The sequence below is a fragment of the Allobosea sp. 10N428 genome (assembly GCF_056394545.1).
The window spans coordinates 96,199-111,650 of record NZ_JBFTIC010000006.1 but is presented as its reverse complement, the minus strand read 5'-3'; the positions used below and the strand labels follow the sequence as shown (position 1 = coordinate 111,650).

Here is a 15,452-nt window from a genome sequence, read left to right as displayed (position 1 = left end):
TCAGCCACGGGCCGTCCCTGCCGCGAGCAAGGCGTCGGTCAGCAATCGCGCGAAACGCCGCGCCGCCGGCAGACCGCCATAGGGATTGATCGAGCCGAGCTGCAGGAGACGGCCTTCGCGCAGGTTCGGCAAGGCGTTCCAGAAGGCGCTGGCTGCGAGGGTCTGCATGGCGCCGGGCGGCACCGGCGGGATCAGAGCGATGTAGGCTTCCGGAACACGAACGAGCGCTTCAAGCCCGATCGGGGCCATGGCCGAATAATTCGTCTGCTCGGTCCAGGCATTGGCGAGGCCGAGCCGCTTCAGCACCTCGCCGAACATGCTGTCATCGCCGAAAACACGGAAATGCCGGGCATCGCCGAGATTGACCGGGATCACCGGACGCGCGCCCAGAGGCTTCAGCCTTTCGCGCAGGCCCGCGAATTCAGCCTCGGTCTCGGCGATGTAGCGCTCGGCCTTCGTGGCGATGCCGAGGCGCCCGCCGACGCTGCGGGTCATCGCGACCACCGGCTCATAGGGCGGGCGGTGCGGCGCGTAGATCGAGAAGCTCTCGACCGGAGCGATCCGGCGCAGTAGCGGCTCGGAGGCAGCGTAGAAGCTCGATGAGAAGATCAGCTCCGGCCGTGACAGCAAGAGCAGCTCGAAATTGATCGTGCCGCGCAAGCCGAGATCGGTGACGCTCGTAGGAACGGCGGGCTCTACCGCGACTTCGCGGAACTGGCGCAGTTCCGGTGCCGCGATCGGCGGCACTCCCAGCGCAAGCAAGGTCTCCAGCACCGACCAGTCGACGGTCGCAACGCGCGGTTGCGCTGCCACGGCCGGAAGCGGGAGGCCGGTGGCGGCGAGAAGCGCCAACGCGCCGCGTCGTGTCGGGGATGACGGGATGCCGGTCATGCGCTCGGGTCTAGCACAGCCCCGACGAGGGAGCTTCTTGCCAGCGGTCGTTTGCCGAGGCGGTGACGGGGCAGGGCCGCGAGTCGATGGATTGAGGCGATCGATCGGCCGCGGCTCGCGCAGGCACGAGTCCGGTGGCTTTCGGAGACGGAACAACTCTGCTTTCGCGATGGGACGCGACGGTGTAGGCCGAGGAAGCAGCGGCTGAAAACCGATGATCCTGAAGGCGCGTTCGATCATGGCGAGCAAGGCTTCCGCATTTCCGTCCGGTGATGGCGTTCTGGCGGCGAAGGCGCTTGCGATGACCGGGCCCGGCCCGCTTGCTGAAGGTCGGGGCGACCTTTTCGAACTCGACGGTGTCACCTTCAGCGTCCCCGGCAGGGTGCTGCTGGAGCCGCTGACATTGTCGCTGCCGAAGCGGCGCGTGATCGGGCTGATCGGCCATAACGGCTCGGGCAAATCGACACTGCTGAGGCTGCTCGCTCGCCAGCAGGCGCCTTCGACCGGGGTGATCCGGTTCGAAGGCAAGGCGCTCGATGCCTGGAACGGCCGGGCCTTCGCGCGCAAGGTCGCCTATCTGCCGCAGCAAACGCCGCCCTCTTCAGGTCTGCTCGTCAAGGAACTGGTCGCGCTCGGCCGCTATCCCTGGCATGGCGCGCTTGGTCGCTTCGGCGCGAAGGATCGCAAGATGGTGGCCGAGGCCATGGCGCTGACCGATGTCGCGTGTTTTGCCGATCGGCTGGTCGACACGCTCTCGGGCGGCGAGCGCCAGCGCGTCTGGCTTGCGATGCTCGTCGCGCAGGATGCCGAGTGTCTGCTCCTCGACGAGCCAACCTCGTCGCTCGACATTGCCCACCAGATCGAGGTGCTCTCGCTGGTGCACCGGCTGTCTTCCGACCGGGGACTCGGTGTCATGGTCGTGCTGCACGACGTCAATATGGCGGCACGGTTCTGCGACGAGATCATTGCGCTGCATTCCGGCAAGATGATCGTCAGGGGGACACCTGAGGACGTCATGACCACGCAGCAGCTGGCCCGTATCTACGGCGTCGAGATGAGCGTCATCTCCCATCCACAGACGCAGCGCCCGATCGCTCTCCCAGCCTGAAAGGGGGCCCCCGGGAGGTCCGGCTGCGCCGAACTGTTTAAAACAGTCCGCGGAAGCTGTCGGGCAGACGCCAGGCTTCCGTGCCGGCGATATTGAGCGGCGCCACATACATCGTGCCGACCTCGTCGCCGCGCTCCGAGGGCCTGATGCCTGCAATGAAGCTTTGGCAGCAGCGCTCGATCGCATCGTCGTCCCAGTCCCGGCGTTCGAGCCGGTCGAAGCTGCGATAGAGGTTGAGCAGGTCGAGATCGCTGCGGCGCTGGTGATGGCCCTGGTCGACCTGGGCAAAGTCGAGCCCGCGCGTCAGCGATTGCCGGAGCAGGCGCTCGCCGAGATCGGCGTATTTGAGGTGGAACAGATAGGCGCCGCGAAAATGCGGCGGCTGATTGGCGTGATGGAAGCCGCCGCCCCAGCGGATGGGTTTGCGCACGATTAGCGTCTTGCACATCGGCGAGACGAAGCGGACATGGCGGCGCTGACGCAGGATCGGCCCGTCGAGCAGCGCTGCGTTCTCCTCCTGCAACATCGGCGTCACGTTGAGGCCGATGCAGGTCGCGTGCTCGAAATCAGTGGCGTCGAGCCAAGCGCCGAAGCTCTCGAAGCGGCGCGGATCGTGGCTGATGAACTCGTCGCAATCGCAGTAGATCACGGTCTCGTAGAGCTCGAGCAGCGCGCCGACGAGTTTCGAGACGAAGCGCGCGCGCTCCTGATCGTCGAGCGCCGAGCGCGGATAGCGCACGACGCTGACGCCCTGCAATAACTCACGGATCTCCGCGTCGCTGTCATGGTCGATGACATAGAGGTTCTCGCGGCCGACGAGCCCGGAGTAGTAGTCGATCCAGCGCGAGACGTAGAACGCCTCGTTGTACTGCATCGTCACCACGGCGACCTTCTTCACCTCCCATATCCTCCGGTCACATCCGGTGGGGGACGCCGTTGCGGTCGAGGAAAGCGCGCATACGGTTGTAGGAGGCGGCATAGGATTTGGCGAGCCCGTTGAGCGCCGCCTCGCGATAGACCGCGCGCCAGCCTCCTTCCGCCAGCGCCTCTTCGGGCACGACCGGGATCTTCAGCGTCTCGGCGAGCTCCTGGCTGCGCGTGTCGTAAGCGACGAGCACGCCCGGTACGCCGTGGGCGACCGCCGGCAAGACGCCGTGCACGCGATAGCCGACGGCGAGGTCGACGCTTTGTGAAAAGCGATCATAGTCCTCGACGTCGAAGAAGCTGAAGAGCTTGCGTTCGTAGATCTCGCGCATGCGCCGGTCATCCGGCCCATCCCACCAACCGGTCCGGGTGAACTCCGCGACCGCCTTCTCCTTGGCCGCCTCGTCGCGCAGGAAGAAGGCCTTCTCCTCCTGCTCGCCATGAGAGGACATCACCATCTCGCTCTGGGCATCGACCTTGAGCAGGGCGGCGCGCTGGTTGCGCAGATAGGCTTCGGGATCGACCGTATAGCTCTTGTCGGCCTCGCGGCGCAGGCTGAAGGCGACCTTGCGGATGGCGCGCTGATCGGGCACGCGGATCTGGAGATCGCGGTCGCAGGTGCGGAAGATCGAGGGGCAGCCGACGATTTCGACATTGCCGATGCCGTTGCGCCGCAGCGTCTCGGCACTGAAGGCACCGCGCACGCCGATGGCAGCGCAGCGGTTCGCGACGATCTGCCAGAAGCGCTTCGACATCTCCGGCAGTTCGATCGCGCGGTTCTGGCTCGCCTGCGCGCCGACGCCGATGGCATAGACCGGCAGCTTGACCTTCTCCAGCACCTCGACGGCGCGGAACCACTCCATCTTCTCATGGATGAAGTTCGAGCCACGCACGAAGACGAAATCGAACTCGCTCGCATAGCGCTCGATATCGGCATCGGTCGGATTCATGATCTTCATCGGCTCGATATCGACGTAGTCGAGCAGCTTCAGCGTCGAGTCGTAGACGATCATGTCGCCGATATTGAAGTAATCGGCGAGGAGCTTCTCCATCGGCGCGCGATACCAGCGCACCTTGTCGTGGTCATAGACCTCGCCCGCCGGATAGATCACCAGCGCCCGCAGGGGCCTTGTCCTGGCGATGGGGCGCAGTTGCGAACCGGGCGCGAGTGCGCCCGTCCTGGCGTCGGCCACTGCGATGGAACGCAGCCGCGTCTCGGGCAAAGCCGGCAAAGGAATGGCGATCTCCGCCACCGTCGCATCGCCGGTGACGAGCGCGCCGGGGTTGATCGTGGCGTAGTCCTGGCTGTCGAGGATGAGGCGCAGCGAGGGCCAGCCGCCGCCGGGCTCGCGGACGACGAGGACGACGACCTCCTGCGTGGTGGCGCGCAGGATCTTCATGGTCGGCACAGCCTGGCTCATGGCAAATTGCTGCGCGGGCGCATTTGCGTTCATGGCATTTCCTTCACGATGCGGACCTTGATGCGGACGAGGTCGCGCTGCGGCCCCATCTTGCAGTTGGCGACGTGCATCTTGGTCATGAACAGGTAGGGCTCATCGCCCGTCGTCTCGAAATTGCGCGAGGGCGAGGCGGGGTCGGCGATGGCGCCATAGGAATAGCGGACGCTGTCGCCGCAATCCTTGCTCCACATCGTCGGATGGGTGAGGAGCGTCTGCAGCGGCGACCACTTCATCAAATCCTTCGACCAGCTATAGGCGACGCGCCCGCCGGCGATGTCCTGCTTGGGATCGGGGCCGAGATGGAAGATCGCGAGCCAAAGCCCGCTCGCCTCGTGGCGGGTGACCGAGCCGACGACCGTGGGCAGCACCTTGAGCGGCTGGCAGGGCTTTGCCTGCGACGTGTCCTCGCGATAGGGATCGACGGCACGCACGGTGAAATCCTGCCCGTCGAAGGCGCGCCACGCCTTGGGATCGGCGATGTCGGTCGTCCGATAAAGACAGGTGCCGCCCTTCTGGCCCCCGCCGCCGGTCGTCGCGATCAGCGCATACCAGGCGCCATCCTTCTCGACGATGTTGGAGGGGTTGAAGAAACCGCGATGACGACCCTGATCGACATCCTGCTTGAAGGTCGGCGCGGCCACGACCGTCGGCGGGTCATCGGCCTTGAAGCTTGCGCCGCCGTCCTGCGAGCGCGCGGCCGTGACGACATTGTACCAGCAGGCCATGCCGGCCTTGAACCGGCAGGCGCCGGGGTGCTGGTCGGCATGGTACTCGTCATGCATCAGCGCGTAGACGTCGCGGCCATTCCTGGTCCAGGTCGCGGCGATCCAGCTCATGTCGCTGTATTGGCTGGGATCGGCGCTGTTCTTGGCCTCGAACGAGATCGTGCAGGTGGTCTTGATCTGGTCGAGGCGATCGCCGATCAGCGCGCGGTTGCGATGGTGGCTGGCGAAGGCGACGACCTCGCCCTTGTCGTCACGGAAGGCCCGCAAGGGCGCGTCCGGGATGTGCCACTCCTGGCAACGCTCCTTCGACCAGTCGAAGACGGTCTCCTCCTGCGCCCCGGGCGCAAGTTCCAGCCGGCAGCGCGGGCTTTCCGCGGCTGCGGCGAACGAGGCGGCCAACAGCGCCGCAAGCAGCGGCGCGGTGTGCCGGAAGCTGCGGGCGCTCCTCACGCCACCTTCCGCTGCGGCTCCGCAGCCACGCGGTCCACCATCTTGTTGTCGACGCGGTTCTCGACGAGGAAGTCCCGCATCTCCCTGTAGACCCGGGCATAGGCTGCGTTGAAGCGGTCGAAGCGCGCCTGATCCCAGTACTCCTCCAGCTTGAAATCCTGGCCGCCGAAGACATCGACGCTCGGGATCTTGAAGGTGTCGGCGAATTCGACCGTGCGGCTGTCATAGGTGAAGTAGATCGAGGGTGTGCCGTTGGCGAGCGCCATCAGGTTCCCGTGCAGCCGGTAGCCGAGCACGAGATCGAGCCCGCGCACCAGCCGCTCATATTCCGCGACCACGTCGGAATAGAACATGCGGCTCTGGTAGAGCCCCTCGACCTGCTCATCGAGATACCACTCGCGCGCCCATTCATTCTGTCGCAACGCGGCCATGGCCGCTTCCTTCTGCTCGGGTGTGCCGAGCGCGAGCTTCTTCTCCTCGACCTCGCCCTGCGCCATCAGCGTGACCTCGAAACGATCAGCCATCGCCTTCACTAGATCGCGGTGGAAGGTGAGATAGCGCTTGATGTCCTGCGCATAGGTCTTGGAGACCTCGCGGCGCAGCGTGACGCCCACAGTCTTGACCTGCTCCAGCGGCGGCAAGCGGATGGCGAGATCGGGATCATTGTTCCGGAACGCGGTCGGGCAGCCGATGATGCGGACATTGCTGATGCCGAGATCGTTCAGCACTTCCGCCGAGTAGGCGCCGCGCACGCCGAGCGAGGTGGTGGAATCGGAAATGAGCTTCAGGACGGTCTTGGTGTCCTCGCTCAGTTCCAGCTTGCCGCTGACCGGCGCCTGTGCGCCGATGCCGAAGGCGATGACCGGCAATTTGAGCCGGCGCAGCACGTCCGCGGCCTTCGACCAGTTCATCTGCGCATGGATGTAGTTCGAGCCGCGCAGGAAGACGTAATCGTACTCGGCATTGAGCCGGTCGATCCTGGCTGGATCGACATGCGCGATCGGCAGCTCATCGAGCTTGTCGAAGTGGAGCAGTTTCAGCGAGGAATCGAAGACGAAGGCGTCGCCGATATTATGGTAGTGATTGATGTGGTTCTGCAGGTCGGCATAGCGATACCAGCGCACATTGTCGTGGTCGTAGACCTCCCCCGACGGGCTGATGACCAGGATGCGGGTCATGTGCAGGTCTCCCCTGTTATCTCGTTATGGTTTCAGGCGATCATCGCGGCGGGGTCTTGCCGCGCGGGCGCAGGCTGGCTGCGTTCGGCCAGGAGGCGGCGATAGAGATCGAGATGCGTCTGGGCGCATTCGCGATGGCTCAACGGCCGCTTGATGCCGCCGCGCAGGCGATCCCAGAGCTTGGGCTCGGTCAGCGCGCGCGTCATGCAGTCGACGAGGTCTTCCGGGCTGCCGGCGCGAAAATGCAGGCCGTCGACCTCGTCGGTGATCTTCTCGGCCATGCCGCCGAGATGGCTCGCCAGGATCGGGCGGCCGTGGAAGAACGCCTCCTGGATGACGATGGGTGAGTTCTCCCACCAGACCGAGGGCATCACCACCCAGTCGACCGAGCGCATCAGGTTCGGCATCTCGTGATTCTGGAAGGCGCCGCAGAAGCGCACACGGCGCCCCGCGCTCTCGACCAGCTTGGCGAACTTGTCCTGATAGGCTTTCGGCTGGCGCTCGAGATTGCCGCCATAGACAAGCAGGATCGCGTCGTCGTCCCAGAGGGAATCGGGGATGCGCGTCACCGCATCAATCAGCACATCGGCGCCCTTATAGGGCGTGAGCTGGCCGAAATAGGCGAAACGGGAGCGCCGCGTCTTGCCCTCGGGCAGTGGGCGCGGCGGCGCCACGCTGGCGACGTCGATACCGTTCTCGATCACCGAGAAGCGCTCCTCGCTGAGCCCCCAGTCGACATAGCGGTCGGCGAGGAAGCGGCTCGGCGAGACGAAATGGTCGGCCAGGCCCAGCATGCCCTTGATGAAGGTCTCGCGCGCCAGGAAGCGCGCCGGCGAGATGTCCGGGAAGCAGGCGTTGCAATCCGTTGGCGAGGCCCGGTAACAAAGCTTGAAGGCGCCGGTCTTCACCATCTGGCCGTGGTGATGGCAGATGCTGAGATATTCGTGGAAGGTCACGACGATCAGCGCATCCGGCAGAGCGTCGCGCACCGCGAACAGGCATTCCAGCCCGAGCCCGATGAAATGGTGGAAATGCACCACGTCCGGCTTCAGGTCATGAAGAACGCGCACGAAGTCGCGCTCGATCTCTTCCGTCGCACGGTTGGAGATGAGGAAGTGGTCGTAATCCTCGGCATAGTAGAGCAGCTCGCCGCCGCGCTGGCGCAGGCTCATCAGCGCCGTGCCGGCATGGCGCGGGGTCGGGGCACCGACGCGGGCGAGGTAATGGGAATCGACACCCTCGCCGGTCTGCAACCCCTTGTGCAGGTTGTAGGACGCCATCTCCGCCCCGCCCAAAGAGAGCGAGGGATGGCCGTGCGATACCACGAGAACCCGCATCCTCAGCCTTTCATGTTGGAGATGGCGAGCGCCCAGCGCCGGTCGAAGCTGGTCCGGTCGGCGAGTTGCGCGAGCGCGCCGGCATGCGGCGCCGCCATCTCGCCGTCATCGACCGCATAGACCTCGACGTCGGGAACCCAGAGCGAGGGCGAGCCCGCCATCCTGAGCTTGAGGCAGAGATCGAGACCCTTCTCCGCCGTCGTGAAATAGTTGCGCGCGAAGCCGCCGACCTCGATGAAGGCAGCGCGCGAGAGCACACAGCATTCGCTCGCACCGGCTGCGACCTCCATGGGGCCGAGATTGCCGACCGCCTCAAGCGGATAGCCGACGAAACGGTTGGCGATGCGCCGGCTCGTTCCTTCGCCCTCCAGCCAGGCGCCAGCCCAGCGGATCGAATCGTCCTCGAACAGCAGCGTCGGGCTCGCGACGCATTGGCCGCCGCGGGCGCGGTAGGCCCGTTCGAGACGACCGAGCCAGCCAGGCATGCGGATCTGCGCTGCGCCCGAGAGCAGCGCGACCGTCTGGAAGCGGCAGGCGCGAACGCCCGCCTCCAGTGCGTCACAGGTATCTTCGACGCCCTCGACGGCGACGAGGCGCACCGAGAGACCATAGAAGCGCCCGAGCCGCCGCGCCTCGGCGCCAACGCGGTCGAAGCTCTCGGACGGAGCAGCAAGCACGATCGGCAGCGGCCTGACCTCGGGGTCCATCGCCATCAGCGCAAACAACGCCGAAATCTCGCGGTGGCGGTGGTCGAAGCCGATGACGAGGCCGAGCGGCGCCTCGGGGTCGAAGGGGCCGACATCGAGCGTTTCGACGGCGCGGGGCGGGGCGATTTCGGCTGCTTGCAGCGCCGGCGCAATCTGGCGCTCGACGACGGCGTTCGCGGTCGAGGAGCGCGGGTCGAGCAGCCCGAGGATGCGCTCCAATGCGCGGCGCGCCTGGGCGCGGCTGGGTTCGAGCGGCAGGAAGGCCGGGCCGGTGCCTTGCACCTCGAAGGCGAGATGCAGCGGCTGGCTCGGCTCCGGAACGAGCTTCGGCGCGAAGACGATGAAGCCGTGGCTGTTGCGCCGCGAAGCCAGAGCTGGCCCGAAGCGCGGATCTTCCATGAAGGCGGTGGTGACGTCCGGGCGCTGCACGCGCGTCCAGATTCGGTCGACGGCGCAGGACTGGCTGCCGCTGCGCAGTGTGACCGCATCGACCCGGCGCTCCGGATCGAACAGCCAGCCGATGATCAGCACGCCGGTATCCTCGACGATCGTCACGGCATCGATGCCGGCGCGCACCGGTTCTTCAAGCAGACAGACGGTGTCTCTGCCGTCGAAGCGTTGGGAGGCGCGCCGCAGCTTGTCGGTGGTGGCCTGCGGAGCGGTACCGCGCTGGAGCCCGTCGCGCAGATGGCCGGGAACGGTGATCGGTTCGAGCAGGACATAGCGCTCGTACACTTCGAGCGCGCGCCAGCCGTCGCTTCCGCGGAAATAGAGCCGCTCGATCTCGCCGGGTTGCTGGGCCTGGCAATCCTCGAGCAGGCCGAAGAAGCCGCGGGCGCCCTCGCCGAGATCATCCCGCTCCAAGGTTCCGGCTTCGAGATTGGCAGGGGAGAGGCCGCCATGGGCGATCAGAAGCTTGATGCGCCCGGCTGCAAAATGGGAGGTCCAACCCTGCAGGAAGATGCCGTCGCCATCGAGCGATCCCATCACCTCGACGAAGCCGCCGGGCCGTGCGACGGTCTGCAGGAGCATCGCGACTGCGCGCAGGCGGCGCGGATTGGGGGCGCCGGTCAACAGCACTTCGAGCAGCCCGTCGACAACGCTCGGGAAGGCCTGTCCGGCGTCGTCGGCGAGTTCGGACAGGAAAACCTGAAGCGGCTGCGGCTTCGGTGCCAGGATCAGACGCAGCGGCCGGCCGGGGCGGCCGATCAAGAGCGCGCCGGTGCCGCTGTTGTCGACGTTGGGCGCTGGCGCCAGACAAAGAAAGCCGGTGGCCGCCGAAGGCTCGGCCCCGGGCCGGCGCCAGCTCAGCACCATGGTCTGCGCGCGGTTGCGCGGATTGCCGTCGACTGCGACCGGGACCTTGGCCGGAATGGCGTCGCAGGTGCCGCGGACGAGGATGGCGTTCTCGCCGAGCGGCGTCCAGGCGACGGTCGGCGCCGGGGCGACCGCCGTCCTCTCGGGAACGATGACCTCGCTCATCGCCTCAGCCTCCCCAGAGCGTCACGGCGAGGGTGACGAAGGACATCACGGCAGCGAGCAACGAGAGGAAGCCGAGGATGACCGTGACCTGCCGCAGCGGGGCGCGCGCTTCCTTGCGGATCGCATCAAGCCGCTCGTCGAAGCCGCGCAAGGTGCCATCGAAGCGCAACTGGAAGACGTCGAGCTCGCCAAGGCGGCGGACGATCTCGCTCTGGCTTTCGGTCTCGGCCTTGGTGGCTTCGGCGAGCGCGTGGTTCTCTTCCAGGCGCGCGGCGATGCGGTCGAGCTTTTCGTTCAGCTCCTTCTGGGCAAGCTGGCCGCGCCGGTTGAGCGCGATCAGCAATTCGACCTTGTCGAAGAAGCGGGCGAGCGGCACGGCGATTGCGGCTTCCGCCGCGAGCTCGTCCGCTGCCGGCAGGCGCAGCTCCAGCTCGGCGCTAGTTGCCGGCGAAACACCAACGACGGTGAGACGGTTGCGGGCCGCGACCAGCGTCTCGTCGAGCTCCATCGAGAAGGCATGCTTGCCGTCGCCGATGCCGTTGCGGCGCAGGTCGATGCGGCTCTGATCGGCCTTGATCTCGCCGGCGAGTTGGCCGTCGCAATAGAGCTTTACCGTGATGGCCTCGTCGGGACGGGCCTCGTCCCAGATCCAGCCATGCAGGCGGCTGCCGTCGAGGGCGTCGATCCGCCCGTTCAGCTTCGCCGGATTGACGTTCGGCAGGCGGACTTCGTTGTCCTGTCGGGGAGCTGTCGTCATGCGGCCTCCGCAAGCTTGAGGCTATCGAAGAGGGTGAGGTGACGGCCGGCGCATTCGGCGAGCGATGGCTGCTCGGCAATGCCGTCGACGAGGCGCTGCCAGAGCCCATACTCGTCCATCGCCCGGCGCATCGTGCGGGCGAGCGCGGCCGGGTCGCCCGGCCGGACATGGAGCCCATCGACATCGTCGCGGACCATCTCGGCCATGCCGCCGATATTGCTGACGATCAGCGGCCGGCGATGCTGGAACGCTTCCTGGATGACAAGGGGCGCATTCTCCCACCAGATCGAGGGCATCACGACCCAGTCGACCTCGGCCATCAGTGCCGGCACCTCCTCGCGGGCGTAGGCGCCGCAATGGGTGACGACACCCGCGGTGCCGGCGAGGGCAGCATCGAGGGCGGTGGTGAAAGCCTCGCTCTGGAACGGGGCGCCGCCATGGATGCGCAGCGAGAACTCCCGTTCTCCGGCCGTGCGCAGCAGCTGCGCCGCCTGGAGCAATGGGAGAACACCTTTCCAGGGATTGAGATTGCCGAAATAGCCGAAGCTCGCGCGGCGCCCGTCGCCTTGCCTGTGCGGGGCCGGCTCCTGGCTTGGGCGGGCGTTGGCGATGACCTCGATCTTCTCGGCCGGCAGCCCCCAGTCGACATAGCGCTGGCGCAGGAAGCGGCTCGGCGCGACGAAGCGGTCGACGGCGGCGAGATGCGTCTTGATGAAGCGCTCGCGCAGCAGGAAGCGGTCGGAGCCGATCTCCGGGAAGCAGCCATGGCAGGCGGCAGGCGAGGCGCCCGAGCAGCGTTGCCGGTCACCGGGCCTGACCATCAGCCCGTCATGGTGGCAGATCGGGTAGTAGTCATGCAGCGTCATCACGATCGCGGCTTCCGGCAGGAGCCTGCGCGCCAGCGTCAGGAACTCCGCACCGATCAGCATGAGATGGTGGACATGGATCACATCCGGCCGGAACTCGCCGAGCAGGGTCCCGAGATCCTGCAGCGTGCCGTAATGGTCGATCTGGCTCATGTGGAAGCGGTCGTAATGAGCGCTCCAGAGGACCACGTCGTCGCCGACGGATTGCAGCGCCGTGCCGGGATGCGGCTGGCGATGGATCGCGTTGGTCGCGCCGAGGAACAGCACCTCGCAACCCTGCTCGCGATAGGCGCCGGCAAGATCATGCGCGAAGATCTCGGTGCCGCCCGGATGCAGAGCGGGATGATTGTGCGCGACGACGAGGATGCGACGGGTCATCGGCGGTTACCCGGCTTCGTCGCGATCAGCACGTCCTGATAATGCGCTGCGCTGATGCCGCGCCAATGGCCCGGGCGCAGTGGCTCGACTGCAAGACCAGCCTGTGCGGCCTGCTCCAAGAGGAAGCCCTGATCGATGCCAGCGGCGGCGAGCGGCGCTTCGTCGATGGCGTACCAGCCCGGACCGTCCTGCCAGCGCTTGAACGACAGGCGCTCCTGGCCCGTGGCGGCGCCGTCGATCGCAAAGACGGTCAGGAAGAGACGGCCGCCCGGCGCCAGAAGCCGCGAGGCCTCCTGCAGATAGACGACGAGCTCGTCCGGCGGCAGATGCGTGGCGACGGAGATCATCGTCACAAAATCGAAGCTGCCATTGGCGAAGCCGAAGCGGACCTCGGCGCCGGGCAGCGAACCCTGCGGATTGTAAAGCGGGTGGGCGATGTCGAGCCGCTGGAAGCGGAAGCGCGGATAGGCCGGGGTGATCGTCTGGGCGCACCAGAGGATGCCCTCCATCACCGGGTCGACGCCGTCATAGCTGCCGCGTTCGTCGTCCAGATACTGCGTCAGCGGGATGGCCATGCGGCCGATGCCGCAGCCGATGTCGAAGACGCGCTCATGCGGCTTCAGGCCGCCGATCCGGATGAAGTGCCCGAGGAACTCGGCGCCGATCGCGCGATAGTCGCCATCGCCGACGAAGATCGAGTCGGGCGGCGGGTGGGGCATGAACCGGTTGGTTTGCAGCGAAGCCATCAGCCAATCGAGCTGTGGTCCGATGGGGTTGTTCTCGGGCGCCGGTTCGGGCGCGATCGGTCTCAGGGCCGTGATAGCCGTCATGCCGCGGTCGCTCTCCTGAAGCTGAAGCGGGGAACAAGGTTGGGTTCGCTCGGCGCTGGCTCGCGCAGTGCAGGTTCCGCCGCAGAGGTCTCGAAGGCCTGCATCAGCGCGTCGATCTGCGCGTCCCAGCGCCGGGTCTGGAGCCAGGCATTGTGCTGGGAGGCGGCGCCGCGCGTGTAGTCGACGCTTTTGGAGATCGACTGGCGCTCGAGGTGATAGAGCGCCGTATCCGGCGCGTAGAGGATGCCGAAGCCGGCGCGGCGAATCTTGAGGCAGAGGTCGCTGTCCTCGTAATCGCCGATGACATAGCTTTCGTCGAAGCCGCCGAGCTCGTCGAAGAGTTCGCGCGCGATGACGATGCAGGCGCCGGTGACGCCCGGAACCGGGCGCTCGATATTGGCCGGCGCATAGCTGCTCGGCATGCCCTTGAAGTAATGATGGTTGAGCCAGGTGCCTTTGCTGTCGCGCTTGAAGTAAAGCCCGGCGTGCTGCAGCGAGCCGTCATCGTAGAGCAGCTTCGGCCCGACTGCTCCGACGCGACGGCGGCGGTCGAGCTTGGCGATCAGCGCCGCCAGCCAGCCGTTTCTGCTGGGGATCACGTCGGAATTGACGAGCGCGAGAGCCTCGCCGCGCGCGTGGCGGGCGCCGGCGTTGCAGGCGGCGGAAAAGCCGCCATTGCGCCGCATCGCGACAAGCCGCATCGGCAGGCCATAGGCGAGGTAGAGCCCGCCGAGGAGATGCGCGACCTCCGCCTCGTGCTCGGGCGAGTCGAGCACATAGATCAGCTCGGCATTCTCGACGAACCAGGGATCGCCGGCGAAGGCTGCGACCTGCACGCGCAGGAAATCGTAGACGCGATAAAGCGGGATCACCACGGAAGCCTTCGGCCGACCCCAGGGCTGTCCGAATTCCTTGATCGTGGGTTCCGGACGGCTTTCGCTCAATTCGTCCTGGCAGGCAGCGAGGATCGGCGCGAGCGTCTCTTCCAGCATCGTGGCCGTCAGATATTGCGGCGGGATCGCCGCGAGGGCCCGGGCGCGGATCGTGGCCGCGTCGGCCGGCTGGACCGCCGGGCGCAGCGTCAGCGTCGTCCCGGACTTCAGCTTGATCTCGCAGCGGGGCTGCAGCACCGGCGCTCCCGCGGCGTAGTCGGAGGCGAAGGCGGCGAAGCCCGTTGCCGTGCGCGTTTCGCCTTCCGCACCTGTCGGTAGTCTCACGGGGAAGCGCTGGAGGCGGGAGAGCATGGCGATCGGCTCGCCGGCGCCGCGATGCAGCAGCACCTCCTGCAGGAGATCGTCGGGATCGCGCAGCCAGCCGCCGATCAGCAGGCCGGCACGGTTGCAGACCGCGAGGTCGAGCTCGGCCGCGGGCAGGTCGTCGTTACGGCGGACATGCTGCACCGCGAGCGGAACGCGCCGCTGCATTTCGACGGCCAGCAGCCGCCCCTGCTCGGACAGGGCTGCCAGCTGTTCGACGACCCAGTTGCGCAGGCCGTCGCGGCTCGCGGCCTTGCCCGCCCACCAGCGGCCGAGCGAGGGCGCCGCCTGACGGCCCGGCAGCGCGCGGACGATCAGGGAGCGCTCGCTCTGCAGGATCAGCAATCCGCCGCCACGAACGGGCGGCTCTTCCAGCACAAGGTGCAGCTCGCGCTTACCGCTGCGATCGGCGGCGCCGATGCGCGACTTCACATCCAGGCGGGTGAGGCCGGCACCGTCGAGGCGAGACGCCGTGCGCAACGCGCCGAAATCTGCGGGCACGAAGGTCTCGAACAGCCATTGGCCCGCGACCAGCGCCGCCGTGGGCTGCATCGCGGCCGGCTTGGCGAACAAGGTCAGCAGAAGCTGGCGCAGAAAGGACAGGTAGTTGGGAATCGCGGAAAGGCCGAACAGCGGAGGCCAGGCGCGCACCAGCGCATTGGCCAGCGTCACCCGGGCTTGCGGCGTGAGATCCTTCAGAATCTCTGCGGGATCGGCGAGGCCGTGGACGAGTGCAGGGTCGAAAGAGGCAGTCACATCGCCCTGCGGACCCTGATCGGAAAGCGTCGCGACGATGCTGTCATGGCCGGAGGCGCGGAAGGCGATGGCAAGCCGTTCGCGCCCGTCACGCAGGCCGAGCGAAATCGATGCGGCCGCGAGGCGCCTGCCTCCTCCCGTCAGGGCGATCGACGGCTTGCCGAAGGGGGAAGCCTCGAGTGTCCAGCAGAGCAGGAATACCGATCCGCCGAGGCGATGGAGTTCGAGCTGGGCCGGGGGTGTCACCGCAACAGGGGCGGGCGCAAGTGAAAGCATGAAGGCGTTCCTGCGGCACTGGGGAGCCTGGAGTGCCCCGTGAAGGGCGCTCCAGGACGGTGTTGGGCAGT

The 15,452-nt window shown here is 66.8% G+C and carries 12 protein-coding genes; 1 reads left to right on the top strand and 11 read right to left on the bottom strand.

Translation table 11 applies throughout. The features are described from left to right. Positions 1-891 carry an ABC transporter substrate-binding protein gene (locus tag AC1DDA_RS18880; protein ID WP_476796911.1) on the bottom strand — a complete coding sequence of 297 codons (891 nt, stop codon included), beginning with the start codon at positions 889-891 and terminating at the stop codon, positions 1-3. A gap of 301 nt (positions 892-1,192) precedes the next feature. Here AC1DDA_RS18880 and AC1DDA_RS18875 point away from each other — a divergent pair, with 301 nt between their 5' ends. Beyond that, a complete protein-coding gene (locus tag AC1DDA_RS18875) occupies positions 1,193-1,999 on the top strand; it encodes an ATP-binding cassette domain-containing protein (RefSeq protein ID WP_476797098.1) in 807 nt (268 codons plus the stop codon). A gap of 37 nt (positions 2,000-2,036) precedes the next feature. Here the strand turns inward: AC1DDA_RS18875 and AC1DDA_RS18870 are convergent, their stop codons facing one another. Genes AC1DDA_RS18870 through AC1DDA_RS18825 form a run of 10 tightly spaced genes read right to left on the bottom strand, consistent with a single transcriptional unit; the run spans position 2,037 to position 15,381 of the window. Then, positions 2,037-2,897 carry a glycosyltransferase family 2 protein gene (locus AC1DDA_RS18870; protein ID WP_476796910.1) on the bottom strand — a complete coding sequence of 287 codons (861 nt, stop codon included), beginning with the start codon at positions 2,895-2,897 and terminating at the stop codon, positions 2,037-2,039. Between the two features lie 16 nt (positions 2,898-2,913). After that, a complete protein-coding gene (locus tag AC1DDA_RS18865; protein ID WP_476796909.1) occupies positions 2,914-4,377 on the bottom strand; it encodes a polysaccharide pyruvyl transferase family protein in 1,464 nt (487 codons plus the stop codon). Continuing rightward, positions 4,374-5,558 carry a hypothetical protein gene (locus AC1DDA_RS18860; RefSeq protein WP_476796908.1) on the bottom strand — a complete coding sequence of 395 codons (1,185 nt, stop codon included), beginning with the start codon at positions 5,556-5,558 and terminating at the stop codon, positions 4,374-4,376. Before AC1DDA_RS18860 ends, AC1DDA_RS18865 begins: the two co-directional genes overlap by 4 nt. Further along, positions 5,555-6,736, bottom strand: coding sequence for a polysaccharide pyruvyl transferase family protein (locus AC1DDA_RS18855; protein ID WP_476796907.1), 1,182 nt, complete (start codon positions 6,734-6,736; stop codon positions 5,555-5,557). The genes AC1DDA_RS18860 and AC1DDA_RS18855 overlap by 4 nt, the downstream gene beginning before the upstream one ends. 32 nt (positions 6,737-6,768) lie before the next feature. Next, on the bottom strand, positions 6,769-8,073 hold the full coding sequence (locus tag AC1DDA_RS18850; protein ID WP_476796906.1) for a glycosyltransferase family 4 protein: 1,305 nt from the start codon (positions 8,071-8,073) through the stop codon (positions 6,769-6,771). A 2-nt stretch (positions 8,074-8,075) separates the two neighbouring features. Beyond that, on the bottom strand, positions 8,076-10,262 hold the full coding sequence (locus tag AC1DDA_RS18845) for a glycosyltransferase family 2 protein (protein ID WP_476796905.1): 2,187 nt from the start codon (positions 10,260-10,262) through the stop codon (positions 8,076-8,078). A gap of 4 nt (positions 10,263-10,266) precedes the next feature. Continuing rightward, positions 10,267-11,019 carry a hypothetical protein gene (locus AC1DDA_RS18840; RefSeq protein WP_476796904.1) on the bottom strand — a complete coding sequence of 251 codons (753 nt, stop codon included), beginning with the start codon at positions 11,017-11,019 and terminating at the stop codon, positions 10,267-10,269. Then, the gene (locus AC1DDA_RS18835; protein ID WP_476796903.1) at positions 11,016-12,263 is read right to left on the bottom strand and encodes a glycosyltransferase family 4 protein; all 1,248 of its coding nucleotides are present in this window, start codon (positions 12,261-12,263) and stop codon (positions 11,016-11,018) included. Before AC1DDA_RS18835 ends, AC1DDA_RS18840 begins: the two co-directional genes overlap by 4 nt. After that, positions 12,260-13,093 (bottom strand): class I SAM-dependent methyltransferase, encoded by an 834-nt coding sequence (locus AC1DDA_RS18830; protein WP_476796902.1) that lies wholly within the window; start codon positions 13,091-13,093, stop codon positions 12,260-12,262. The genes AC1DDA_RS18835 and AC1DDA_RS18830 overlap by 4 nt, the downstream gene beginning before the upstream one ends. After that, a complete protein-coding gene (locus AC1DDA_RS18825; protein ID WP_476796901.1) occupies positions 13,090-15,381 on the bottom strand; it encodes a glycosyltransferase in 2,292 nt (763 codons plus the stop codon). The genes AC1DDA_RS18830 and AC1DDA_RS18825 overlap by 4 nt, the downstream gene beginning before the upstream one ends. Between the last annotated feature and the right edge of the window lie 71 nt (positions 15,382-15,452).